This window comes from Streptomyces sp. NBC_00083, from assembly GCF_026343295.1.
Taxonomy (GTDB): Bacteria; Actinomycetota; Actinomycetes; order Streptomycetales; family Streptomycetaceae; genus Streptomyces.
In genome coordinates this window covers 893,092-918,229 of sequence record NZ_JAPELY010000002.1, presented here as the reverse complement: position 1 = coordinate 918,229, position 25,138 = coordinate 893,092, and the positions used below count along the sequence as shown (strand labels likewise).

The 25,138-nt window shown below is 68.8% G+C and carries 16 protein-coding genes, 1 tRNA gene and 3 rRNA genes; 13 read left to right on the top strand and 7 right to left on the bottom strand.

Features of this window, described 5'->3' with window-relative positions; genetic code table 11:
• Positions 1-35: 35 nt before the first annotated feature.
• The gene (gene nrtL, locus OOJ98_RS20585; protein WP_267056397.1) at positions 36-1,055 is read right to left on the bottom strand and encodes an ArgS-related anticodon-binding protein NrtL; all 1,020 of its coding nucleotides are present in this window, start codon (positions 1,053-1,055) and stop codon (positions 36-38) included.
• 159 nt (positions 1,056-1,214) lie between these two features.
• Positions 1,215-1,649, bottom strand: a complete 435-nt coding sequence (locus tag OOJ98_RS20580) for a response regulator (RefSeq protein WP_267056396.1) — start codon at positions 1,647-1,649, stop codon at positions 1,215-1,217.
• A 157-nt stretch (positions 1,650-1,806) separates the two neighbouring features.
• On the opposite strand from OOJ98_RS20580, the gene OOJ98_RS20575 reads away from it, so the two are divergent.
• Positions 1,807-1,878 (top strand) — tRNA-Arg (locus OOJ98_RS20575).
• 93 nt (positions 1,879-1,971) lie between these two features.
• Here the strand turns inward: OOJ98_RS20575 and OOJ98_RS20570 are convergent.
• Both OOJ98_RS20570 and OOJ98_RS20565 read right to left on the bottom strand, forming a co-directional pair.
• Positions 1,972-2,352 carry a DUF6083 domain-containing protein gene (locus OOJ98_RS20570; RefSeq protein ID WP_267056395.1) on the bottom strand — a complete coding sequence of 127 codons (381 nt, stop codon included), beginning with the start codon at positions 2,350-2,352 and terminating at the stop codon, positions 1,972-1,974.
• A gap of 226 nt (positions 2,353-2,578) precedes the next feature.
• On the bottom strand, positions 2,579-3,304 hold the full coding sequence (locus tag OOJ98_RS20565; RefSeq protein ID WP_267056394.1) for an SDR family oxidoreductase: 726 nt from the start codon (positions 3,302-3,304) through the stop codon (positions 2,579-2,581).
• A gap of 103 nt (positions 3,305-3,407) precedes the next feature.
• Between OOJ98_RS20565 and OOJ98_RS20560 the strand changes: the two genes are divergently transcribed.
• Complete coding sequence (locus OOJ98_RS20560; RefSeq protein WP_267056393.1) at positions 3,408-4,256, top strand: LysR family transcriptional regulator; 849 nt, start codon at positions 3,408-3,410, stop codon at positions 4,254-4,256.
• A 91-nt stretch (positions 4,257-4,347) separates the two neighbouring features.
• Here the strand turns inward: OOJ98_RS20560 and rrf are convergent.
• The 3 genes from rrf to OOJ98_RS20545 form a co-directional block, all read right to left on the bottom strand.
• Positions 4,348-4,464, bottom strand: a 5S ribosomal RNA gene (gene rrf / locus OOJ98_RS20555).
• 89 nt (positions 4,465-4,553) lie between these two features.
• Positions 4,554-7,678 (bottom strand): 23S ribosomal RNA (locus tag OOJ98_RS20550).
• A gap of 284 nt (positions 7,679-7,962) precedes the next feature.
• Positions 7,963-9,488: ribosomal RNA gene (locus tag OOJ98_RS20545) — 16S ribosomal RNA — on the bottom strand.
• The 16S, 23S and 5S rRNA genes sit together here, the layout of an rRNA operon.
• 741 nt (positions 9,489-10,229) lie before the next feature.
• On the opposite strand from OOJ98_RS20545, the gene OOJ98_RS20540 reads away from it, so the two are divergent.
• From OOJ98_RS20540 to OOJ98_RS20490, 11 genes are all read left to right on the top strand, one after another.
• The gene (locus OOJ98_RS20540; protein WP_267056392.1) at positions 10,230-10,994 is read left to right on the top strand and encodes a MerR family transcriptional regulator; all 765 of its coding nucleotides are present in this window, start codon (positions 10,230-10,232) and stop codon (positions 10,992-10,994) included.
• 450 nt (positions 10,995-11,444) lie between these two features.
• A complete protein-coding gene (locus OOJ98_RS20535) occupies positions 11,445-11,780 on the top strand; it encodes a hypothetical protein (RefSeq protein ID WP_267056391.1) in 336 nt (111 codons plus the stop codon).
• Between the two features lie 17 nt (positions 11,781-11,797).
• Positions 11,798-12,109 carry a pore-forming ESAT-6 family protein gene (locus OOJ98_RS20530; protein ID WP_267056390.1) on the top strand — a complete coding sequence of 104 codons (312 nt, stop codon included), beginning with the start codon at positions 11,798-11,800 and terminating at the stop codon, positions 12,107-12,109.
• 96 nt (positions 12,110-12,205) lie between these two features.
• A complete protein-coding gene (locus tag OOJ98_RS20525) occupies positions 12,206-12,622 on the top strand; it encodes a DUF6507 family protein (protein ID WP_267056389.1) in 417 nt (138 codons plus the stop codon).
• A complete protein-coding gene (locus OOJ98_RS20520; protein ID WP_267056388.1) occupies positions 12,619-15,534 on the top strand; it encodes a hypothetical protein in 2,916 nt (971 codons plus the stop codon). Before OOJ98_RS20525 ends, OOJ98_RS20520 begins: the two co-directional genes overlap by 4 nt.
• Complete coding sequence (locus tag OOJ98_RS20515) at positions 15,518-16,411, top strand: pentapeptide repeat-containing protein (RefSeq protein ID WP_267056387.1); 894 nt, start codon at positions 15,518-15,520, stop codon at positions 16,409-16,411. The genes OOJ98_RS20520 and OOJ98_RS20515 overlap by 17 nt, the downstream gene beginning before the upstream one ends.
• Positions 16,412-16,469: 58 nt before the next feature.
• Complete coding sequence (locus tag OOJ98_RS20510; RefSeq protein WP_267056386.1) at positions 16,470-16,799, top strand: hypothetical protein; 330 nt, start codon at positions 16,470-16,472, stop codon at positions 16,797-16,799.
• Between the two features lie 13 nt (positions 16,800-16,812).
• Positions 16,813-18,177, top strand: a complete 1,365-nt coding sequence (eccD, locus tag OOJ98_RS20505) for a type VII secretion integral membrane protein EccD (protein ID WP_267056385.1) — start codon at positions 16,813-16,815, stop codon at positions 18,175-18,177.
• 20 nt (positions 18,178-18,197) lie between these two features.
• Positions 18,198-19,634, top strand: a complete 1,437-nt coding sequence (locus OOJ98_RS20500) for a hypothetical protein (protein WP_267056384.1) — start codon at positions 18,198-18,200, stop codon at positions 19,632-19,634.
• Positions 19,631-23,638 carry a type VII secretion protein EccCa gene (gene eccCa / locus OOJ98_RS20495; RefSeq protein WP_267056383.1) on the top strand — a complete coding sequence of 1,336 codons (4,008 nt, stop codon included), beginning with the start codon at positions 19,631-19,633 and terminating at the stop codon, positions 23,636-23,638. The genes OOJ98_RS20500 and eccCa overlap by 4 nt, the downstream gene beginning before the upstream one ends.
• Entirely contained in the window at positions 23,635-25,119 is a 1,485-nt protein-coding gene (locus OOJ98_RS20490) for a DUF6177 family protein (protein WP_267056382.1), read from the top strand. Before eccCa ends, OOJ98_RS20490 begins: the two co-directional genes overlap by 4 nt.
• Positions 25,120-25,138 lie beyond the last annotated feature (19 nt).

Genomic DNA, 25,138 nt, shown 5'->3' with positions numbered 1-25,138 from the left:
GCGGACGTCCGCGGGCGTCTCTGCGCGTCCGCATGTCACAGGAATTCGGGGGCGTCGATGCCGAGCAGGGACAGGCCGCCGGCCAGCACCGTCCCGGCGGCCTCGGCGAGGGCGAGCCGTGAGCGGTGGGCGGCCGAGGGTTTCTCGTCACCGCGCGGCAGCACCGCGTGCTGGAAGCGGAGCAGTTCGTCGGCGACGGCTTCGAGGTGCCGGGCCAGGCGGTCGGGCGCGTGGTGCCGGGCGGCGCCTTCGAGCACCGCGGGATGATCGCCGAGGAGCGCGAGCAGCGGCCCGCCCTCGGACACGGCCCCTGGCTCGGACGCGAACCCGAGCTCGGCGGCGTTGCGCGTGAGGGCGCGGCTGCGGGAGTGGGCGTACCGCACCCGGAAGAGGGAGTTGCTCTCGCGCTGCGCCAGCAGCTCCTCGACGTCGGTACGCGGCCGGTCGTGCCGGGCGGCGCGGAGCAGGGCCCAGCGGGCGGCGTCGACGCCGACGAGGACGGCGAGGGGGGCCGGCGGCGGGCCCTGCGGCCCGGCGGGGCGCGGCGCGGCGCACGCCACGACGGGAAGCTCCGCTCCCCCCTCCTGGACGACCCGGGCGAGGGCGCCCTGCGCTTCGAGCAGCCGCACCACGACCTCGACGACGACCGCCGCCCGCTCCTCGCCGGGGCCGGCGAACTCGAAGCGCTGCCCGCGCAGCGCGTCCCCGTACCCGTACCGGAGCCCCGCGTCGCGCACCTGCCGTACGACGTCGTCCTGGGCGGCGCGGTCAAGGGTGATGTTGAGGAAGCCGGGCCCGCTGATCTCGACGAGCGCGATGCCGGGCTGCCCGGCCATCCGCGTGCGCAGCACTTCGGCGACCGCGCGGGGCGGCAGCCCGGCCGCGGCGGCGAGCTTGAGCGCGATCCCGCTGGCGTAGTCCCCCCGCCCCCCGGGCCTGGGCCGCTCGACCTTGACCACGAGGTCACCCCGCAGCGGCGCGAGATCGAGGGCGCCCTCATCAACCGCGCTGCGCACGACGCGCACGACGGTACGGGAGAGCTCGGAGGGGGTCACGGGACCAGCGTAGGCGAGAGGGGCCCCCCTTCCGCGAACCGGTTTCGCCATGTGGGCGGGCCGGGCGGCCGCGGGGTCGCCGCGCGGGCGGGGCGAGCCGGGCGGCGGGGCCGGGCGGAGCGACTGGAGGCAGGCGAACATCACCGGCAGGGAATGGGCTCAGCCCCGGGTGCTGCGGGCTCGGCCGGGCTCCCTGCTGCCGTCGGAAGACGGCGGAGCCTCCCGGTGCAGCAACTGCCGTACGAGCCGGACCAGGTCCGCGGGCTCGAACGGCTTCGCGAGGAAGGCGTCGACACCGGCCGCGAACCCGGTCTCCACCTCGTACTGGTTGCACGCACTGATGATGGCCACGGGCAGCCGGCTGGTCCGCGGATCGGAGCGCAGCCGAGCAGCCGTACGCAGCCCGTCGAGCCGGGGCATCATGACGTCCAGGGTGATCACATCGGGGCTCACCTGGTGCACGACTTCCAGGCACTCGGCACCATCGGCCGCGGTCACGACCTCGAAGCCCTCCAGCTCGAGGTTGACCCTGATCAGCTGCCGGATGACCTTGTTGTCGTCCACAACAAGAACCCGGCCGGACGCGCCTGGCACACCTTGAGGTTAGGTCCGAGGAGGGCACCGCGTCCGGGTTTTCCCGACTTCCGCCCCACCCGGGGGACACGGCCCGCACCAGCGCCGGAAATACCTGTTCACAGCCACCCCGGGAGAGCTGGTAGTGTTCAACCCGTCGCCGCCGAACGCGGCACGCGCCCCCGTAGCTCAGGGGATAGAGCAACGGCCTCCGGAGCCGTGTGCGCAGGTTCGAATCCTGCCGGGGGCACTTACTGTGTAAGTGTCACAAGACCCCGCCGTCAGCAGAGATGCTGAGGACGGGGTCTTCGCGTATGTCCGGGCCCGAGCCTGGGCGCAACTCTCAGCCCGCGTCCGGCCATTGGGCTGGAGCCGGAGGCGGCTCGGCCCCCTCGCGCTCCGCGTGGCGTGCGTTCTCGCCCCTCAGGGCCGACAGCCACGGCCACAGATCGGGCAGGGGCTGTGCCGGGCAGGCCAGGATGTGCTCGATGCGGCATCGCTGCGACGGGTCGGGGGGACAGACCCCGTAGACCGTCACCCGGCCGTCGGACAGCTCGATCCAGCGATGGTCCGGCGGCACGGTGTGGGCCGGGGGCATCATGTCCGGTTCCAGCATGACCCAGTCACGCTCGGCCGTCGCCACCCGGTCCTGTGGCAGGCCGCAGCACGGGCAGCGTGACTGTCCGCCGCCCAGCCTGCGTGGTGTGCCCTTCGACGCCCCCATAGGGCGAGGGTCGGCATTCTGAGCGGCCATGCGTAGCGCCGAACCGGACAACGCTCCTGAGCCGGGTGGGTTTCGAGACCGCCAAAGACGACACGGCAGGCGCCTTCCGCGTCCTGCGCATGAGTAATCACGGCCGAGACATGACTCGTTGCGGGTACGGAGCCACTCGGCGAAGTCAAGTGAGCTGTGCGCTAAGGGAGTTGGTGCACTCCGGCGCCGACCCGGGTCACCACGGCACCTCCCCCGCGTCGTCGAAGAAGCGGCCCGTCGGGCCGTCGTCGGGGAGGGTGGCCAGGTGGAGGGCGATGGCCGCGCCCTGTGTCGGGGTGCGGACGCCTCGGAAGCCGTTCAGGTCGGTCGCGCAGTAACCGGGGCAGCCCGCGTTGATCAGGATGTCGGTGTCGTGGAGCTCCCTGGCGTACTGGACGGTGACGGCGTTCAGGAACGTCTTCGACGGCGAGTACGCGGCCGAGATCGGGCCCACTTCGGCGCCGGGCGTGGTCTGCAGGGTCAGCGAGCCGACGGAGCTGGACATGTTCACGATCCGCGGTGACGCCGAGCGGCGCAGCAACGGCAGCATCGCGTTGGTGACGCGAATGACACCGATCACGTTCGTCTCCACCGCCGCCCGTACCGTCTCCACGCCGACCGTGGTCGGCATCTGCGGCGCGTTCCCCGTCGTCCCCGCGTTGTTGACGAGCACGTCCAGGCGGCCGCTCTCTCCCTCGATCCGCCGGGCCGCCTCGGCCACGCTCGCGTCGTCGGTCACGTCCAGCGGTACGCCGAACGCGTCCACCCCGGCCGCCCGCAGCTTCGCCACCGCGGTCTCGCGTCGCTCGTGGTCGCGCGCGCCGACACCGACCTTCCAGCCGAGGGCGCCGAGTCCGGCCGCGATCTCGTATCCGATGCCCTTGTTCGCGCCGGTCACCAGCGCGATGGTTTGTTCCCTCATGTCGTCGATCCTGGTCGAGCCGAGCGGTCCCACGCCAACACCGCCTCGGTACGGATCAATACCGCCCGAGTATCGATCCAGCTCGGAGCAGTACGCTGGCCGCGTGGAGACGAGGGAGCTGCGGTATTACGTCGCCGTCGCGGAGGAGCTGCATTTCGGTCGGGCCGCCGAGCGGCTCGGGATCGCGCAGCCGCCGCTGTCCCGGGCCATCCGTCAGCTCGAACGACGCCTGGCGGCAACCCTGTTGGAGCGCTCCAGCCGCGCGGTCACGCTGACGGAGGCCGGCGCTGTCCTCCTCCGCGAGGCCCGCGCGGCGCTCGACGCGATCGAGGCCGCGGAACGCCGCACCCGCCGAGCCGCCCTCGCCGCGTCCGGCCGGCCCGACGTGGTCCTGGCCACCAAGGCGGGCGCCTCCGGCGAACTGCTGGCGAAGCTCCTCGACACCTACGCCGCCGAACCCGATGCCGTCACCGTCGATCTGCTCCTCTGCGGCATCGGCGAGCAGGAACGCATGCTGCGCGACGGCCGAGCCGACGTCGCCCTGCTGCACCTCCCCCACGACAGCACCGCCGGCTTCGACACCGAGGAACTCCGCACGGAGGGACAGGTGTTGCTGCTCCCGATCACGCATCCCCTCGCCGACCGTCCGCATGTACGCATGGCCGACGTCACCGACCTCGTCGGTCTGCCCATGCCGCGCTGGCCCGGCCCGGATGGCTCGTACGCGGACGGCCCCGGCCCGCAGGCCCGCGATCATGCACAGTTGCTCCAGCTGATCGCGTTGGGCCGCGCCTGCTGCATCGCACCGGAGTCGTGCCGGGAGCAGCTACGCATGGACCTTGCCGTCGTTCCCGTGCTGGACGCTCCGGCCATCACCACGGTGATCGCCTGGCCACCCCACAGCCGGTCCCGCGCCGTCGCCGGCCTCGTCCGCACCGCTGCACGTATCTGAGCACCGGGCTGCACGACATCCGCGAACGCGAAAAAGCCCCGCACCGTGACCCGTGTAAACGGATCTGGTGCGGGGCTTTCCCCTAAAATTTGTTCGGCGGCGTCCTACTCTCCCACAGGGTCCCCCCTGCAGTACCATCGGCGCTGAAAGGCTTAGCTTCCGGGTTCGGAATGTAACCGGGCGTTTCCCTAACGCTATGACCACCGAAACACTATGAAGTTGAACTCGACCAGCACACACCCAAAGGGCATGCGGGAGTTCATTGCTTCAGAACAAACACAGTGGACGCGAGCAACTGAGGACAAGCCCTCGGCCTATTAGTACCAGTCAGCTCCACCCGTTACCGGGCTTCCACATCTGGCCTATCAACCCAGTCGTCTACTGGGAGCCTTACCCTCTCAAGGAGGTGGGAACACTCATCTCGAAGCAGGCTTCCCGCTTAGATGCTTTCAGCGGTTATCCTTTCCGAACGTAGCCAACCAGCCATGCCCTTGGCAGGACAACTGGCACACCAGAGGTTCGTCCGTCCCGGTCCTCTCGTACTAGGGACAGCCCTTCTCAATGTTCCTGCGCGCGCAGCGGATAGGGACCGAACTGTCTCACGACGTTCTAAACCCAGCTCGCGTACCGCTTTAATGGGCGAACAGCCCAACCCTTGGGACCGACTCCAGCCCCAGGATGCGACGAGCCGACATCGAGGTGCCAAACCATCCCGTCGATATGGACTCTTGGGGAAGATCAGCCTGTTATCCCCGGGGTACCTTTTATCCGTTGAGCGACGGCGCTTCCACAAGCCACCGCCGGATCACTAGTCCCGACTTTCGTCCCTGCTCGACCCGTCGGTCTCACAGTCAAGCTCCCTTGTGCACTTACACTCAACACCTGATTGCCAACCAGGCTGAGGGAACCTTTGGGCGCCTCCGTTACTCTTTAGGAGGCAACCGCCCCAGTTAAACTACCCATCAGACACTGTCCCTGATCCGGATCACGGACCGAGGTTAGACATCCAGCACGACCAGAGTGGTATTTCAACGACGACTCCACAACCACTGGCGTGGCCGCTTCAAAGTCTCCCACCTATCCTACACAAGCCGAACCGAACACCAATATCAAACTGTAGTAAAGGTCCCGGGGTCTTTCCGTCCTGCTGCGCGAAACGAGCATCTTTACTCGTAGTGCAATTTCACCGGGCCTATGGTTGAGACAGTCGAGAAGTCGTTACGCCATTCGTGCAGGTCGGAACTTACCCGACAAGGAATTTCGCTACCTTAGGATGGTTATAGTTACCACCGCCGTTTACTGGCGCTTAAGTTCTCAGCTTCGCAACCCCGAAAGGTCACTAACCGGTCCCCTTAACGTTCCAGCACCGGGCAGGCGTCAGTCCGTATACATCGCCTTACGGCTTCGCACGGACCTGTGTTTTTAGTAAACAGTCGCTTCTCGCTGGTCTCTGCGGCCACCCCCAGCTCAGAGAGTAAATCTCATCACCGGTGATGGCCCCCCTTCTCCCGAAGTTACGGGGGCATTTTGCCGAGTTCCTTAACCATAGTTCACCCGAACGCCTCGGTATTCTCTACCTGACCACCTGAGTCGGTTTAGGGTACGGGCCGCCATGAAACTCGCTAGAGGCTTTTCTCGACAGCATAGGATCATCCACTTCACCACAATCGGCTCGGCATCAGGTCTCAGCCTTAATGTGCGACGGATTTGCCTACCGCACGGCCTACACCCTTACCCCGGGACAACCACCGCCCGGGTTGGACTACCTTCCTGCGTCACCCCATCGCTTACCTACTACAAGTCTGGGTCACCGGCTCCACCACTTTCCTTTCCCCGAAGGGTCCGGAACGGCTTCACGGGCTTAGCATCGCCTGATTCAGTATTGGGCGTTTCAAAGCGGGTACCGGAATATCAACCGGTTGTCCATCGACTACGCCTGTCGGCCTCGCCTTAGGTCCCGACTTACCCTGGGCAGATCAGCTTGACCCAGGAACCCTTAGTCAATCGGCGCACACGTTTCTCACGTGTGTATCGCTACTCATGCCTGCATTCTCACTCGTGAACCGTCCACCACTAGCTTCCGCTGCAGCTTCACCCGGCACACGACGCTCCCCTACCCATCCCAGCAGGCGTTGGCCGTATATGCTGGAATGACACGACTTCGGCGGTACGCTTGAGCCCCGCTACATTGTCGGCGCGGAATCACTTGACCAGTGAGCTATTACGCACTCTTTCAAGGGTGGCTGCTTCTAAGCCAACCTCCTGGTTGTCTCTGCGACTCCACATCCTTTCCCACTTAGCGTACGCTTAGGGGCCTTAGTCGATGCTCTGGGCTGTTTCCCTCTCGACCATGGAGCTTATCCCCCACAGTCTCACTGCCGTGCTCTCACTTACCGGCATTCGGAGTTTGGCTAAGGTCAGTAACCCGGTAGGGCCCATCGCCTATCCAGTGCTCTACCTCCGGCAAGAAACACACGACGCTGCACCTAAATGCATTTCGGGGAGAACCAGCTATCACGGAGTTTGATTGGCCTTTCACCCCTAACCACAGGTCATCCCCCAGGTTTTCAACCCTGGTGGGTTCGGTCCTCCACGACCTCTTACAGCCGCTTCAACCTGCCCATGGCTAGATCACTCCGCTTCGGGTCTAGAGCGTGCAACTATGTCGCCCTATTCGGACTCGCTTTCGCTACGGCTTCCCCACACGGGTTAACCTCGCTACACACCGCTAACTCGCAGGCTCATTCTTCAAAAGGCACGCAGTCACGACTGTATGTGCAAGCACAATGCAGCGACGCTCCCACGGCTTGTAGGCACACGGTTTCAGGTACTATTTCACTCCGCTCCCGCGGTACTTTTCACCATTCCCTCACGGTACTATCCGCTATCGGTCACCAGGGAATATTTAGGCTTAGCGGGTGGTCCCGCCAGATTCACACGGGATTTCTCGGGCCCCGTGCTACTTGGGTGTCTCTCAAACGAGCCGTTGATGTTTCAGCTACGGGGGTCTTACCCTCTACGCCGGACCTTTCGCATGTCCTTCGCCTACATCAACGGTTTCTGACTCGTCCTGTCGCCGGCAGACGACAGAAGAGAGATCCCACAACCCCGCATGCGCAACCCCTGCCGGGTATCACACGCATACGGTTTGGCCTCATCCGGTTTCGCTCGCCACTACTCCCGGAATCACGGTTGTTTTCTCTTCCTGAGGGTACTGAGATGTTTCACTTCCCCTCGTTCCCTCCACATACCCTATGTGTTCAGGTATGGGTGACAGCCCATGACGACTGCCGGGTTTCCCCATTCGGAAACCCCCGGATCAAAGCCTGGTTGACGGCTCCCCGGGGACTATCGTGGCCTCCCACGTCCTTCATCGGTTCCTGGTGCCAAGGCATCCACCGTGCGCCCTTAAAAACTTGGCCACAGATGCTCGCGTCCACTGTGCAGTTCTCAAACAACGACCAACCACCCATCACCCCCACCATTCAGTGGAGTTCACTGGGGCCGGCACTAGAAGGCAGCCTCTCGGCCGTACCTTCAGATACCCAACAGCGTGCCCGGCCCTCTCCATCGCCCCGATCCGATTTCCACGCTCCGAAGAGCAGTACTGGCGGCCCGAGTTGACCAAGAGTGCCGAATAGTCAACGTTCCACCCATGAGCTGACCGTGCAGAACATTTGTCTGCAGACGGTGCTGTGCTCCTTAGAAAGGAGGTGATCCAGCCGCACCTTCCGGTACGGCTACCTTGTTACGACTTCGTCCCAATCGCCAGTCCCACCTTCGACAGCTCCCTCCCACAAGGGGTTGGGCCACCGGCTTCGGGTGTTACCGACTTTCGTGACGTGACGGGCGGTGTGTACAAGGCCCGGGAACGTATTCACCGCAGCAATGCTGATCTGCGATTACTAGCAACTCCGACTTCATGGGGTCGAGTTGCAGACCCCAATCCGAACTGAGACCGGCTTTTTGAGATTCGCTCCGCCTCGCGGCATCGCAGCTCTTTGTACCGGCCATTGTAGCACGTGTGCAGCCCAAGACATAAGGGGCATGATGACTTGACGTCGTCCCCACCTTCCTCCGAGTTGACCCCGGCAGTCTCCTGTGAGTCCCCATCACCCCGAAGGGCATGCTGGCAACACAGAACAAGGGTTGCGCTCGTTGCGGGACTTAACCCAACATCTCACGACACGAGCTGACGACAGCCATGCACCACCTGTATACCGACCACAAGGGGGCGACTATCTCTAGCCGTTTCCGGTATATGTCAAGCCTTGGTAAGGTTCTTCGCGTTGCGTCGAATTAAGCCACATGCTCCGCTGCTTGTGCGGGCCCCCGTCAATTCCTTTGAGTTTTAGCCTTGCGGCCGTACTCCCCAGGCGGGGAACTTAATGCGTTAGCTGCGGCACCGACGACGTGGAATGTCGCCAACACCTAGTTCCCAACGTTTACGGCGTGGACTACCAGGGTATCTAATCCTGTTCGCTCCCCACGCTTTCGCTCCTCAGCGTCAGTAATGGCCCAGAGATCCGCCTTCGCCACCGGTGTTCCTCCTGATATCTGCGCATTTCACCGCTACACCAGGAATTCCGATCTCCCCTACCACACTCTAGCTAGCCCGTATCGAATGCAGACCCGGGGTTAAGCCCCGGGCTTTCACATCCGACGTGACAAGCCGCCTACGAGCTCTTTACGCCCAATAATTCCGGACAACGCTTGCGCCCTACGTATTACCGCGGCTGCTGGCACGTAGTTAGCCGGCGCTTCTTCTGCAGGTACCGTCACTTTCGCTTCTTCCCTGCTGAAAGAGGTTTACAACCCGAAGGCCGTCATCCCTCACGCGGCGTCGCTGCATCAGGCTTTCGCCCATTGTGCAATATTCCCCACTGCTGCCTCCCGTAGGAGTCTGGGCCGTGTCTCAGTCCCAGTGTGGCCGGTCGCCCTCTCAGGCCGGCTACCCGTCGTCGCCTTGGTAGGCCATTACCCCACCAACAAGCTGATAGGCCGCGGGCTCATCCTTCACCGCCGGAGCTTTTAACCCCTCAAGATGCCCTGAGGAGTGTTATCCGGTATTAGACCCCGTTTCCAGGGCTTGTCCCAGAGTGAAGGGCAGATTGCCCACGTGTTACTCACCCGTTCGCCACTAATCCACCCCGAAGGGCTTCATCGTTCGACTTGCATGTGTTAAGCACGCCGCCAGCGTTCGTCCTGAGCCAGGATCAAACTCTCCATGAATGTTTACCCGTAATCGGGTGCACACATCACGTAAGAGCGGGACGGAACCACCGGAATAAGGCGGCCCGTCCACAGCGTCCTCGCTGTGTAATTGCCTGCCCACCACAAGGGCGTGCAGGACTTTTCAAAGGAACCTCGTCCCACCGAAGTGGAGACGGGGTTGTCAATCTGGCGTTGACTTTTGGCACGCTGTTGAGTTCTCAAGGAACGGACGCTTCCTTTGTACTCACCCTCTCGGGCTTTCCTCCGGGCGCTTCCCTTCGGTATTTCGTGTTTCCGACTCTACCAGACTCTTTCGTGTCCGATTTCCTCGGTGCCTTCCAGGTTCTCCCTTGCGGGTTTCCCTTTCCGGCGGCTCCGACTCTATCAGATCCTTTCGGTCCTGATTCCCGGTCGAAATCGGGTTGTCTTCCCGGCTGTTGGGCCGTTCCGACGCTCCGAACTCTAGCGGATCCATCCGGTGATTCGTAATCGAGTCACCGGTCGACCGAAAGGAAATTCGGCATGCCGAATTGACCCCGGTCGGGGGTCGTGCTGAGTGGGGAGTGCCGCAGGAATCTGCGGCGGATGGTCGGCGCGGAACCGTCCCGGCTGCGCGACAACTCGGAGAACACTACACGAGGCCGCGGACTGCTCCGCGCGCTCCCCCGCCCGCCCCGTACGGCTTGCGGCTTCCGTTGCGTCAACTCCTAACGTCGTCATGGGGCCGGATCCGCCGGTCCCGCGATGGGAGGCACGGCCATGGCCTGGTCGATCGCGGAAGTGGCCCGGATGTCCGGCGTGACGTCCCGGACGCTGCGCCACTACGACGAGATCGGGCTGCTGTCGCCCGCGTGGATCGGGAGCAACGGCCACCGCTACTACGAGGAGGCCGATCTGTTGCGGCTGCAGCAGATCCTGCTCATGCGCGAGCTCGACGTGGGGCTCCGTGAGATCCGGGCGGTCCTCGACAGCCAGGTCGACCGCGTCGCGGTCCTGCGCGAGCACCACCGACGGCTGCTCACGGAACGGGACCGGCTCGCCACCCTGGCCCGCACGGTCGGGCGCACCATCGCCGAGCTGGAGGAAGCAGAGGAGAACGACGACATGACGACGATCAACCGCCCGGAGAACCTGTTCGAGGGGTTCGAGCCCTCGGAGGAGGAGAGCGAGAAGGTCCGCGAACGGTGGCCGAGCGCGTGGGAGGAGTCCCAGCGGGCCGTCGAGACGATGACCGCCGGGGACACCGAGCGCTGGCAGCGTGAGGTGACGGCGCACATGATCCGCGTCGCCGAGTTCATGGTGGCCGGCACGCCCGTCGACGACCCCGCGGTCCAGGCCGCGATGGACGAGCACTACCAGAGTGTCTGCCGGTTCTGGACGCCGAACGCAGCCGCGTACAAGGGGCTGTCCCGGACGTATGTCGAGGAGCCGCAGATGCGCGCCAACTTCGACAAGATCGCGGACGGCCTGGCCGTCTACCAGCGGGACGCGATGGTCGTCTACGCCGACGCCCGGCTGAGCTGACCCGACTCGGCTCCGCCCGGCCAGTTCGCCAGTTCGCCAAGTCGCCTAGTCGGCCAGAGCACCCGCCTCGGTCCCGCTGTCGCCCGGTCATCCAGACCCGGCCCCAACCGGACCGATCCGCCAACCATCCAGAACCACCCGGGGGGCTGCAGACCCCCGGCCAACACCGGTCCGAACTCCTCCGACCCGTGCCGCCCATCAGCCAATTCCGGCCTTTTGGTCGAACCGTGGAGCTTTGCCTCCAATGCCCTCCCTCCCGCTGTTCCAAGTTCGTAACCGTTGCCCGCGCTCCAGCGCTCCCAATTGACCAGGCACCAGGGAATACCGGGTTCCGGTCGGAGGCCCGGGGTGTGCACGTGCGTTGCGCGTGCAATCCGCATTGGGTAGACATGGACGGCGCGCCGCGTTGCGGGCGTGGTGTTCGTTTCGACGTTTTACGGGGGTATGTGCGTGAAGTTCGACATGGGGTCCACGACTCTGTCCGATCTGGGGAAGAGCACCGAGGGTTCGAGTGGTGATCTCGGTTCGTTGATCCGGCAGTTGATCGCCGCTGCGGATCCGTTGGAGGGGAAGTTCAACGGGGCCGGGAAGGTCGCGTTCGACTCGTTCAAGAACCATGCCGACGAGATCACCAACGACCTGAACGGGTCGCTCCAGGACATTCTGGGCGGTCAGTCCGGGATGGACGGCGCGTTCGGTGCCGGTGACCACGAGCAGGAGTCCAACGCCCACCAGAACATGGCGTCGGCCAACTTCGACGCGGCGCGCTTCGGCGCCCGTCACTAACTCGGGGGAGACAGATCATGGGTCAGAATCTGGACCGGCGCAGCTATGACACCGGCGCCTCGACCGAGGTGCAGGGCGGTCTCGCCGCGATCGTCGGGCACCTGGAGCGCGTCCTGAACGACCGCGACCGTGCCGTGAAGGCGGCCATGGCCGAGTTCACCGCCGACGGTGTGTCGGACGAGTACCACGGCAAGGAACTGCGCTGGAACAAGGCGGCCGGCGAGGTGCGCGAGATCATCCGCCTCGTCCGCAGCACGCTCGAACTCAACGACGGCACCGCCCACTCGACCCTGTCGAAGGCGAAGGCGGCCGTCGACGCCATCGGCTGAGCGGTTCAGTACCGCCTGAGGCGAGGGCAGCAGGCGGACGCAGTGACAGCGGTACGCAGTGTGTGCGGCAAGTGAGTTGGGAACGGGGGCCGCTTCGTGTCGGCGTGGGACATCAAACCGTCCGGGGTTTCGGGCGTGCTACAGAAGACGGGTACGGCGGCCGAGGCCATGTCGAAGGCCGGTACCGCCATGCAGGAGAGCTTGAAGTCGGCGGCGACGTCGGCGGGCACGATCTCGGGGCCGACCTGCGGTGAGGCCCCGATGGGCCCGGTGGGCGGCGCCCTCGGCGAGTTCATGCAGCACAAGGCGCAGGAGCTCGGCTACATCGCGGTGCGCACCCAGCACTCGCTCCAGGGCGCCTATGACGCGACGACGGAGTACGTGAAGGGCGACCTCGACATGGCCGCCAACAAGCAGAGCCAGGCCGTCAAGGAGCCCGTCGTCAACGACAAGGGCCAGGAACTCGGCCCCGACGGCAAACCGGTCGAACCCAAGCCGGAGGCCCACAAGTGAGCAAGGACGTCATCGAGCCCGGCGGCATCCCCATGTTCACCGGCAACCTGGAACAGCTCACCAAAGACGCCGCCGCCCTCACCAAACAGGCCGGCGACTTCCGCGACGGCGGCGCGAACGTACACAAGGAGTTCCAGGGACTGTCCGCCTGCTACCAGGCACCCGAGGCCGACCAGCTCTTCGCGACCACACTCCCCGTCAAGACGAAAGCCGACGACTTCGCCGACGACCTGGAGAAGGCCGCCACCGCGCTCACCGAGTACGAGACCCAAGTCCGCCCGCTCGTAACGAAGTTGCAGAACCTGCGCACCGAGGCGTTCGCCTTCACCGACAGCATCGCCGGGGACGACCACTGGCGCCGCGACCAGTCGAAGATCGACCACAACGAGCGCCTCATGAGCGATGTGGGCGCCACCATCGCCGCGTTCACCGACGCCGAGCGCGCCTGCCACGACAAGATCACCGCACTGGTCGGCGGCAGCAAGCTCACCGTCGACGACGGCAGCCACAAGCCCGGCATGTACGGCTACTCCGCCGACGCGCTCCAGCACGCCGAGGAGACCCCCTGGGGAGGGCACGCCGAGCGCGAGTACACCGGGCTCCGGTGGCTGTGGGAGCAGACCAAGTCGTTCGTGTGGGACGGGTTCATCGTCGACGGCATCTGGGGCACCATCAAGGGCCTCGGCACCCTCGTCGGCACCGACGGCTGGGACAAGGCGGGCCAGGCCTGGACCGGTCTGGCCAAGCTCGCCACCGGGCTCGCCATCTCGGCCACCCCCTTCGCCGCCGCGTACTGGGCCGTCCCCGACAAGAACCTCCCCAGCTGGCTGCGGGATTCGCGTACGGCGATGAAGGAGACCGGCAAGGCGCTGGTCGCCTGGGACGAGTGGGGCAAGAACCCCGCGCGGGCCGCGGGCGGCGTCACCTTCAACGTCCTGACCACCGTCTTCACCGGCGGCGCCGGCAGCGCGGCCAAGGGCGGCGCCGTCGCCAAGGTCCTCTCCGTCACCGGCAAGGTCGCCAAGGTCGTCGACCCCATGACGTACGTGGCGAAGGCCGGGAAGTTCGGCGTCATCAAGGTCGGCGACCTCTTCGGCAACCTCAAGAACATCACCAACGGCCACTACGCGGGCATCCTCGCCAACGGCGGCAAGTTCGACTTCGACGGTGCATACCCGAAAACCGCGGACGTCCCCGTCGTCAAGGGCAACTACATCGAGTGGCCCAGCGGCAGCCGGCTCAACCTCGACGACGGCAAGGTCTACAAGCCCGACGGCACCGTCTCGACCGCCAAGGTCGAACTCAGCGCGGACGACATCGCCCGCCTCAAGAGCACCCTGCCGCACGAGCCCGCCCTGGTGGGTGCCCACCCGGCCGAGCACGCCGGCGTCCACACGGGCGACACCACCGTGCCCGGCCGTGTCCCCGGCGCGGCCCACGACCTCGGGGCCACCGCGAGCCACGAGACCCCGGCAGGCCCGCACGGCACCGGCGGTCCGCAGAACTCCGTTCCGGCCCCGCACGGCGACCTCGGCACGGGCGGTCACGGCGACACGGGCACCGGCGGTCACGGCGGCGGTACGCACCCGGGCGAGCCCGGCACGGGCTCCGGCACCGGCGGCGGCGACGACGCCGGTACTCCTCCGGGCAACGGCGGCTCCCACCTTCCGGAGGGGCCGGGCGAGCCGCGGGGCAATCTGCCCGACGGTTCGTGGGAGGGCCCGCAGGGGCTGCACCTCGATCCGCACTCCAACGCGGCGGCCGACCAGTTCATGCACCACGCCGCGACCGCCGAGCCCGGCATCACCGACGCGGTGAAGTCCGCGGCCGACCGGGTGGACCACGGCAAGCTCAACGGCCTCGAATACCGCATGAAGGGCGAGGACTCCCTCAAGCGGAAGATCGCGACCGCGCTGCACGACGACCCGATGCTGCGGCCGGAGGACGCGCTCGCCAACGTCAAGGACTCGCTCCGCTACACCGTCGAGCTGCCGGCCAAGGACTACGCGCACGGCGTGCAGCAGGCCGTCGACGACTTCCGTGGCCGTGGGTTCGAGAACGTCACGTTCAAGAACACGTGGGACAGCGCGGGCTACAAAGGCATCAACTCGACGTGGCGGGACCCCGTTTCGGGTCAGGTCTTCGAGGTGCAGTTCCACACCCCGGAGAGCTTCACGGCCAAGATGGACGGCCACGTCCTGTACGAGCACGAGCGGCTGCCCGGGATCTCGCACGACGAACTCGCCGCCATCCGTGCCGAGCAGAGTGAATTGTTCGGGAAGGTGCCGGTGCCGCACGGGGCCGGGGATCTCCACATCGATCTCGGTCACGAGCCGCACGGTTCGGCATTGCCGGATGCGCCGCACGTCGACCACGGTCAGCACGGTCCCGCGTCCGTCCACGGAAATGGGCCGCCGCCGGAGCTGACGCCCGCCGAGCGCACGGTGCACGACGCGCATCTCCAGGCGCTTGAGCAGAAGTACGCGCACGATTTCGACGTGCTGAAGCAGGACCCCGATCACAAGGGGAAGGTGAAGCCCTCCGAGATGGACGAGGCGCGGATCGCCCTCGACATGCGGGACAGCGGGAAGGTTCCCTCGGACATTCAGCGCCCGCCGGGTGCGAATCAGGGCGATCTGTATTCACCGAGCGCCGGAGAGTTCTACGACATTAAGGGCGTACACTCCGACTGGCCTCCCCTCAATAACGTTCGCGACAAGTCGCTGCCGTTCAAGGGCGCGTACGATCCCGCGAACAATGGGAGCTGGGTGCGCAAACTGGAGGACCAGATCGTGAACAGGAAGCGCGTGGTCATTCTGGACATGCGCAATGCCGATCAGGCCGCCATTGACGATGTCAGGGCAATTGTCGAAGACCATGGGTGGAGTGATCGGGTTGTCTGGTATCCGTGACGAAGGCGGGCAGCGGATCGTCCGGGCCCTGCCGAAGGACGCGGAGGCCGTGGCGGCGCTCCGTGAGTGGGCCGGGCGGCCGGACTCCCTGCTCGGGGTCGACGGGCTCGATCTGACGGCCGCCGATCTGTCGGGCGCCGACCTCGGCAGCGGCATGCTGACCGGAACGGTGCTCAGGGACGCCGTGCTGGTGGGCACCGACCTCTACCGGTGCCATCTGGAAGGCGCGGTGCTCGACGGGGCGGACCTGACCGAGGCCGGCCTCGTCAAGGCCGTCCTCGACGAGGCGTCCCTGCGCGGAGCGAAGCTGGACGGCGCCAACCTGGGCAGCGCCGAGCTGTCCGACACCGATGCCCGGGGTGCCTCGCTGCGCGGCGCCCGGCTCGACGGCGCCGCGCTGCTCGGCACGCTCCTTCAGGGCGCCGACCTCGGCGGGGCCTCCGTCCGGGAGACGTCGTTCAGTGTCGTGGTCGACGAACACACCGTCGTCGAGGGGCTTTCGGGCACGGTGTTCGGGCCGATGACCGTGGAGAGCGCCGGGCAGCGCGGTGAAGTGCGCGGCCGGGAGCTCGAATTGTGGCTGAACGGCCGGGGCGCCGATGTGCGGGTGATCGACCCCGCGGCGCCCCCCGTCACGTACTACGCGAAGATCGGCGACGGCTATCCGCGGAGCAGTCCGCGCGGCATCGTCCGGCGGCGTTTTCTCGACGGAGTGGCGTACGACGAGGCTTTCACGCGCAATCTGCGCTGGGAGCCGACGGAGTATCTCCGGCTCTACGAACTCGGCCACAACGAGATCGACCATGTGGAGATCACCGAGGCCGAGGCGGACGCTTTTGTCGCCGCGGTGACCGCCAAGCTCCGCGAACGACCGTGATCCGTAACGTGATCCATCACGTGATCCGTCATGAGATCCGAAAGGGGACGGGCCGGGCATGACTGCCGCGCAGGACTATGACAGCCAATTGCTGGAGTCGGTTTCGGTACGGCGCCGGCGGCTGCGCGATGCCCTTCTCTTCGGGGGGCAGCGCGGGCGCCGTTCGGTCGACGAACGGCTCGGCAAGCTGTTCGCCGGAATTGTGATCGCGGCGGTGCTGTGCGCGGGGTGCGTGGGCTGGTCGTTCATTTCGCACAAGCTCATCGGCAAGACGCCGTACGGGACTTCGGTTCAGCCGACGTCCCTTCCGTCGACGTCCGGTTCTCCGGCCGCTTCTTCCTCGACTTCCTCCACTTCTTCGCCCGCCGTGAAGTCTTCGGCCCGATGATAGGTTCGCACGCGTGATAGCAACGGGATCGGTGAGCCGTACGGCATTGAGCCGGGTCACTCTGGTAGGTGAACAGCGTCGAGTCGATCTCGTTCTGCCGTCCGAAGAGCCCATCGGGCTGCTGCTGCCGGAAATCATGCGGCTGCTCGGCGACGCTCCCGGTGAGCGGCCGATGCTGCGCCATCTGACGACGTCCGACGGATCGGTCCTCGCCCAGGACGCGACGCTCGCGTCGTCCGGGGTGCCCGACGGTGCGGTGCTGCGTCTCGTGCGGGCCGAGGACGCGCCGTCGGCGCCCGTCGTGCACGACGTCACGGACGAGGCCGCGGACGATCTCGACGTACGGGCCTGGCGCTGGCGGCCCGCCGCGCGCCGGGCCGTCGCCGGGCTCGCCACGGTCGGCTGGGCGCTGGCCGCGGGGGTCCTGGCGCGCGAGGAGTTCGCCCTGTCCGGGGTCGGCGCGGTGCTGCTCGCCGTCGCCGGTGTCGGCGCGCTCGCCGGGGCGGTGCTCGCCCGCGCCGGGCAGCGCGGACCCGCGACCACCCTGATCGTGACGGGCGGCGCGCTCGCCGTGCTCGGCGCGTGGACACTGGCCGACGCGAACGGCTGGCCGGGCGGGGTCCGGCTCGGCGCGGTCGCCGGCGCCCTCACGATGATGCTGCTGCTCCTCGGCCTCTTCTCACCGCTCGGGCGGGGCGGGCTCGTCGGGGCCGGTGCGGTCGCCGGCGGCGGGATCTGCTGGGAGGCCGTGATCGCGTTCCAGTCCGGGGCGGGTTCGGCCGTCGGGCAGGCGCGGGCCGGGGCGATCGTGGTGGTCGTGACGGTCCTTGCGCTCGGGGTGCTGCCCCGACTCGCCCTCATGGCGTCCGGGCTCTCCGGCCTCGACGACCGCCGCTCCAGCGGCGCTTCGGTCAGCCGCTACCAGGTGTCGACGGCGCTCGCCGCAACCCACCGGGGTCTCGCCCTCGCCACCGTCGTGGTCGCCGGATGCGCGGCGGCCGCCGGGATCCTGGCGCTGCGCACACCCACGGTGTGGACGGTGCCGCTCGCCGCGGTCCTCGCGGTGGTGCTCGCCCTGCGCGCGCGGGCCTACCCGCTGGTCGCCGAGGTCGTCGGGTTGTTCGCCGCGGCCGCCGCGGTGGCCGGCCGCCTCGCCTGGGTCTGGTGGGACCACACGGCCGCCTTCGGACCGCTGGCCCTGCTCGTGGTGCTCGCGGTGGCGCCGGTCGCGGTCCTCGTCATCCAGCCCGCCGACCACGTACGGGTGCGGCTGCGGCGCTTCGGCGACGCACTGGAATCGATCGGCGTGATCGCTTTGTTCCCGCTGGTGCTCGGGGTGTTCGAGGTGTACGGGCGTCTGCTCGGCACGTTCGCGTAGGTATGCGTAGAGGTCGGGGTATGGCTGTGGGCGAGGATTGGCAGCGCGATGTGCTGCGCGAGCTGAGCGGGGACGGCCCGGCGCCGGCCGCGCCCCCGCAGACGGATCCGCCCCAGGGGTCCGCCGGGACGACCGCGTACCCGAGCGCGGCCGGGGACGGCTCCCCCGCCGCGCCACCGGCGACCGGGCCGGCTTCGGACGGCCCGGCCGAGGGGACGTTCCGGATACGCCGGTACGAGCCCCGGGGCAGCGGCGACGACGCCGGGAGCTCACCGCACGTACCGGGTGCGGGAGTTGACGCGCCGCACCCTTCCGAACCCCCCGCCGCCCAGGCGCCGTACGCCCCCGGGCCCCCTGCGGCCGAGGCCGCCCCCGACCCCCGGTACCCCGGCGCGGGGTGGGCCGGTGCTCCCGCGGGCGGTGACCTCCAGCCGGTGCCGGGGGCGCGGCAGTCCGGCACCCCCCGCCAGAACCCCCGCCCCGCGACCCTCCCCGAACTCCGCATCCCCGGCGGGCGCGACGCCGCCGTGCCCATGGCCGCGCCCGAGTCCGTGCCCACCGTCGATCCCCGGCTCGCGGTGGCGCTCGGCAAGGCGGTGCACGGTGATTCGGTGGGCAAGCGGGCCGGGCGATCGGTGCGCAGGCTCGGCGCGTCCGCGTCGCAGGACGTGGCCGAGGAGACGCGGATCGGGCGGGAGCTGCAGCAGCCCGTGACGACCGGCCGGGTCATCGCGGTCACCTCGATCAGGGGCGGCGTCGGCAAGACCACCGTGGCCGCGCTGCTCGCCCGGAGCTTCAACCACTACCGGCACGATCCGGTGCTGGCCCTGGAGGCGGACGGCGCGCTCGGCACGCTGCCGGTGCGGCTCGGCGCCGAGTCGGTGCGCTGGTCCTGCGCCGACCTCGCCGGCATCCTCACCCCCGCGATGCAGCTGACCGACGTCACCGGCTACCTCGTGCCGATCACCGACGGCGGCTGGCTGCTGCCCGCGAGCCAGGGCCGCCTCGGCGCGCCGATGAGCATGCGGACCTACCGCGCCGTGACGCTGGCGCTGCGCCGGTACTTCGCGGTGACGGTGGTCGACTGCGAGACGCTGCCCGGCGAGGTGGCCCGTACCGCGATGGACACCGCGCACGCCCGCGTCGTGGTGGCCCCGATGACCGCGGAGGGGGTCGGCGGCACCCGGGTCGTCCTGGACTGGCTCGCCCACCTTCCGCATGCGGCGATCGCCACCACCGTGGTGGCGCTGACCGCCAACTCGCCCGACATGACACTGGACTTGAAGGCCGCCACCGCGCACCTGCGGGAGGCGGGCGTCACCGTGCTCCCGGTCCCCTACGACCGGCATCTGGCCCAGGGAGGCCCCATCCAGACCGCACTGCTCGGCCAGGCCACCCGCCAGGCCGCCGTCGCGCTGGCCGCCGAGGCGATGGAGCGGGCGGTGAGGGCGCGATGACGCTGCACCAGATCCACCGCCCGGCCCGCTCGACCCGGCCGGGCGGCCCCGCCGCGCCCCGTGCCGTGGAGCCGCCGCCCAACCTGCCCGAGGGCAAGACCGGCACGGCGGCGACCGCGCTGCTGCCGATGGCCGGAGTGATGAGCTCCGTGATCATGATGACGGTGATCCGCAACAGCCAGTTCGCGGGGCTCGGCGCCATCGTCCTGGTGGTGGCGCTGCTCGGCGCGGTCGCGCTGTTCCTGTCCCAGCGGGGCAAGGCGCAGCGGACCCGGCGTACCCAGCGCGAGCGCTATCTGGAGTACCTCGAGGAGCAGCGCGAGGAACTGGGCGCGGTGGAGCGGGAGTCGAGGCTCCGCGCCCGGCTGCTCAACCCGCCGCCGCAGGCGCTGTACGACCTGGTGCGCGATCCCGCGCGGCTGTGGGAGCGGCGCCGTGGCGACAACGACTTCCTGCGGGTGCGGGTGGGCACCGGCACCGTACCGACGCAGGACCTGTCGATCGGGCAGAACAGCACGCAGGGCGTTCTGACGCCGCCGGATCCGTTCATGCTGAACGAGGCGCGGGCGCTGGTGGCCCGGTACGCCACGTCGACCGAGTCGCCGCTGACGGTGCCGCTCGACCGGGCCGCCAACGTGAGCGTGGTCGGTGACCGCGAGGGCGTGCTGCGGGTCGCACGGGCGCTGCTCGCGCAGGCGGCGGTGACGCACGCGCCGGACGATCTGGCGATCGCGCTCGCCGTGCCGGGCGACCGGCTGGAGGAGTGGGCATGGGCCAAGTGGCTGCCCCACGTCCTGGACGCCCTGGAGAGCGACGGCCCGGTCGCGGCGCGGCGGATCGCGCCGAGCATGCCGCAGCTGGCCCGTCTGATGCGTACGGAGCTGCGCCGCCGTGCCTCGTACGCGGCGGAGGTGCGCCGGGGTCTGTCGGACCGTGACGCGCTCCTGATGATCGACCGGCTGCTCGTGGTGAGCGACGAGTACGGCCTGCCCGCCGATGAACTGCCGCGCCCGGACGCGGCGGTGGGGCTCACCGACATGGGTGTGACGGTGCTGCACCTCCTGGAGCAGCAGGTGCACGAGCCCGATCAAGTCAGTGTGCGGATCAGTGTGGACGGGGACCGGATCACGGTGGAGGATCTGCGCGATCCCGCCGCGCCGCGGCCCGCCCTGTCGTACGGCCTGTCCGACGAGATGAGCCCGGCCGGAGCGGAGGGCCTCGCGCGGATGCTGGCGCCGTTGCGGCTCTCCGCCGAGTCGGTGGCCGAGGGCACCCCGGTGACGGGGCCCGTGGACTTCCCGGCGCTGCTCGGCATCGGCGACCCCGCCGACCTCGACATCGACCGGCTGTGGGCGCCGCGCGGCGAGCGGGCGTTCCTGCGGGTGCCGATCGGGCTCGACGATCGCCACCAGCCGGTCCTGCTCGACCTGAAGGAATCGTCCGAGCTGGGCATGGGCCCGCACGGGCTGTGCGTGGGCGCGACCGGTTCCGGCAAGTCGGAGCTGCTGCGCACTCTGGTGCTGGCGCTGGTCGCCGGGCATCCGCCGGAGGATCTGGCGCTGGTCCTCGTCGACTACAAGGGCGGCGCCACGTTCGCGCCGTTCGCCGAACTGCCGCACGTGGCCGGCGTGATCACCAACCTGGAGAACCAGGCGGGCCTCGTGGAGCGGGTGCACACCAGCCTCGCCGGCGAGGTCAAGCGGCGCCAGCAGGTCCTGAAGGACGCGGGCAACGTCGCCGACATCGGGCACTACGCCGCGCTGCGCGCCGAGCGGCCCGACCTGGAGCCCCTCCCGCACCTGTTCGTGGTGATCGACGAGTTCGGTGAACTGCTCACCGCGAAGCCCGACTTCATCGACCTGTTCCTGTCGATCGGCCGCATCGGGCGCTCCATCGGCGTCCATCTGCTGCTCTCCAGCCAGCGCATCGAGGGCGGCAAGCTGAAGGGCCTCGACACCTATCTGTCCTACCGGCTCGGCCTGCGGACGTTCTCCGCCGACGAGTCGCGCACCGTCCTGGACACCACGGACGCCTTCCATCTGCCGCCGCTGCCGGGCTTCGGCTATCTGAAGGTCGACACGTCCACGTACGAACGGTTCAAGGCCGGGTACGTCTCCGGCGCCTACCGGGGCCCCGCCGTCCTGGAGCAGCAGGACGACACCCCGCTCGCCTGGCCGTACCCCACCTTCAACTCCCCCGCGCACAGCGACGGTTCGGAGGTGGCGGCCGAGCCGCAGATGCGGGAGCGCGAGACCGGGCCGACCGTCATGTCGGCCATGGTCGACCAGCTGCGGACGGCCGCCCCTCCGGTGCGCCGGATCTGGCTGCCCCCGCTGCCCGCCGCCATCAGCCTCGACGCCGCGGCGGGCCCGCTCCAGGTGTCCGAGCACGGGCTCAGGCTCAGCCACCGGCCCGGTCCGATGCGGGTGCCGCTCGGGCTGCTCGACGATCCCGGCCGGCAGTGGCAGGGGCCCTGGACCCTCGACCTGACGGTGGCGGGCGGGCACGTGGCCGTCATCGGCGGCCCGCAGTCCGGCAAGACGACCCTGCTGCGCACCCTCGCGCTCTCCCTCGCCCTGACCCACACCCCGGCCCAGGTCGCCCTGTACGGGCTCGACCTGGTCGGCGGCGGTCTCGCCGCGCTCGCGGGACTGCCGCACGTCGGCGGGATCGCGGGGCGCGCCGACCACGAGCGGGCCGCGCGCACCGTCGCCGAGGTGCGGGCCATGCTCGCCGCTCGCGAGGAGCTGTTCCGCGACCACGGCATCGACTCCGTGGACCAGCTGCGCGCCCTGCGCGCGCAGGGCCGGCTGCCGGAGCTCGGCTCGACCGACGTGGTGCTGCTCATCGACGGGTACGGGGCGCTGCGCGACGAGTTCGCCGATCTGGACGACGCGGTGGCCGACCTGCTCAAGCGGGGCAGCGGCTACGGCATCCACATCGTGGCGGGCATGCTGCGCTGGAACGACGTGCGGATCGCGACGCAGTCGATGTTCGGCACCCAGCTGGAGCTGCGGCTCAACGACCCCACCGACTCGGCGATCGACCGCAAGCTGTCGCAGACGCTCGCCCTGGACACCCCGGGCCGGGTCCTGACCAACGGCAAGCTGTTCGCGCAGGCCGCGCTGCCGCGCACCGACGCGGTGGCGTCGGCGGCCGACCTCGGACCCGCCCTGGAGGACGCGGCCCGTACCGTACGGGCCACCTGGCACGGCGAACTCGCTTCTCCCGTACGGGTGTTGCCGACCCGCCTGCCCGCGCAGCGGCTCCCCTCGCCGGCCGCCGAGCCGAAGCGGATCCCGATCGCCGTCGACCAGGACGCGCTCAACCCCGTCCTCCTCGACCTGTTCGAGCACGACCAGCATCTGCTGGTCCTCGGCGACAACGAGTGCGGCAAGACCAATCTGCTCAAGCTCATCGCCCAGCAGTTCACGGCGCGCTACAGCGACGAGGAGCTGGTGTTCGCGGTGTTCGACCCGCGGCGCGGGCTGCGCGGCGTGGTGCCCGAGCCGTACCGCGGGGGCTACGCGCACAACGCGAAGATCAGCGCGGGGCTCGCGGCGGGGATCGCCACCGAGCTGGAGAAGCGGCTGCCCGACGAGAGCGTGGATCACGACGCGCTGCCGGAGGGGCCCTCGTTCAGCGGTCCGCGGATCGTGGTCCTCGTCGACGACTACGACATCCTCACCACCGCGGGGCAGCAGCCGCTCGCGCCGTTCCTGCCGTACATCTCCTCCGCGCAGGACATCGGGCTGCACTTCGTGGTGGCCCGCCGCGTCGCGGGGTCCTCGCGGGCGTTGTACGAACCGTTCCTGACCACACTGCGCGAGACGGGCACCACCGCGCTCGTGATGGCGGGCGACCGCACGGAGGGGCAGCTGTTCCCCGGCCTGTACGCGGCCGCGCAGCCCCCGGGCCGCGGCTTCCTGGTGCGCCGCGGCCGGCGCCACCAGCTCGTCCAGACCGCCCTCGCGCACCAGCCGGAAGAAGCAGAGCACTCGTGACCAAGGACGTCATCGCCCTCACCCCGAAGATGCCGGACACCTGGGCGCTGCTCGCCGGCCTGTACGCGGGCGGGCCCGGACTCACCGTCGACACCGGCAACGACGGGGCGGTGGTCCAGCTCTGCACCGCCGACGGGCGACCCCTCGTCTCCCTCGAGGCGCCGCTGCTCATGCAGGTGCCCGGCGAGGCCGAACGCCTCCTGGGCGGTGACGTCGCGCCGCCCGAGCTGCCGTACTGGTGGACGGAGGCGCGGGCCTCCACGGCGGCACCCGAGGCGGAACGGCTCGCGGGGTCGGTCGTGGGGCGGCTCACGACCCTGCTCGGCGGCGCCGCGTGGCCGCCCGGCGCGGCGACCACGGACGTGGTGCCGGTGGCGGCGGAGGGCGAGCTGAGCGCACGGCCCGTCAGCGGCGGCGCGCACCCGACGGTCGACGTGCTCACGGAGTCGACGGCGGTCGTCATGTGCGACCGTCCGCTCATCGCGCTCACCGCGTGGCTCTCGCACATCCTGCGCGCCGCGGTGGAGAGCCGCCGCGCCCTGCAGATCGTGACCCCGCCCGGAGTGCGGCTCAGCCTCCCGCTGCGAACGGCGCTGACCGGGGCACCCAACCGATGGGTGGTGAAGGACCCCGCCTGCGGTTACTACGACGGCCTGTCCGGCGCGGTGCTGCGCTGGCAGGACGGCACGTTCGCACCGGCGCGGGATGCGGCGGGACGGGCGGTGGTGGCGGAGGCGTTCAGCGGGGGGCGGGACGGGGTGGCTCCGGGCGGGGCGGCGCCGAGCGGCTCTGCTTCCGGCGGGGCGGATGCCGGTGGCTCCGGGCGGCAGTTGATCGTGGCGTTCCGTACGCTCCACAACGCGGACGAGAACCTGACGCTCGGCCGCGCCCTGGAAGCTGCCTGGGCCGAGCTGACCGGCTCGGCTCCGGCCGGCTGGGGCACCGCCGAGCCCATCAACCTTCCCTGGTCCACACGGCAGTTGACGGACCTGGCCCGTGAGCGGGCGCCCGAGCCGACGCAGCTCCTCGCCGTCGGCGACCCCGCGCGGCCCGCGCTCGCCGGGCTCCGGGTGACCCGCGTCGAGGGGGGCGTCTCCGCGGACGCCACGCTCACGCTCGGGTACGGGGCGGACGAGACGGTGCCGCTGGACGCGATCCAGGCGCTGGCCACGACGCTGGCCGCATCGCACGGCCTGGCCAACATGTTCGTCTCGCTGCGGCGGGGGCGGCGCGATCTCGCCGTACCGGCGCGGTTGGAGGCGCCGCCGGTGCCGGTGTCGTACACGCTGGGGGCGGAGGGAGTACGTGCGGCGGGGCTCGACCGTGCGCTTCGGCCGCCGCTGGCCTTGCGGCCCGTGCGGGTGGGGGCGGATGCGGCGCCGTCGGTGCACTATGTGCTGGGGGACGGGGAGGATGTCGGGGCGTGGGCGGTCCTCGAACACCTGACGGCCCACCTGGAACCAGCCGCCGCCCGCCCCTGACACCCACGCCGCGCGGCAT

Excerpts from the sequence above, each read along its gene's own strand:
- OOJ98_RS20570 (WP_267056395.1), bottom strand. The coding sequence starts at position 2,352 with ATGGGGGCGTCGAAGGGCACACCACGCAGGCTGGGCGGCGGACAGTCA.
- OOJ98_RS20565 (WP_267056394.1), bottom strand. The coding sequence starts at position 3,304 with ATGAGGGAACAAACCATCGCGCTGGTGACCGGCGCGAACAAGGGCATC.
- OOJ98_RS20540 (WP_267056392.1), top strand. The coding sequence starts at position 10,230 with ATGGCCTGGTCGATCGCGGAAGTGGCCCGGATGTCCGGCGTGACGTCC.
- OOJ98_RS20530 (WP_267056390.1), top strand. The coding sequence starts at position 11,798 with ATGGGTCAGAATCTGGACCGGCGCAGCTATGACACCGGCGCCTCGACC.
- OOJ98_RS20510 (WP_267056386.1), top strand. The coding sequence starts at position 16,470 with ATGACTGCCGCGCAGGACTATGACAGCCAATTGCTGGAGTCGGTTTCG.
- OOJ98_RS20500 (WP_267056384.1), top strand. The coding sequence starts at position 18,198 with ATGGCTGTGGGCGAGGATTGGCAGCGCGATGTGCTGCGCGAGCTGAGC.
- eccCa (WP_267056383.1), top strand. The coding sequence starts at position 19,631 with ATGACGCTGCACCAGATCCACCGCCCGGCCCGCTCGACCCGGCCGGGC.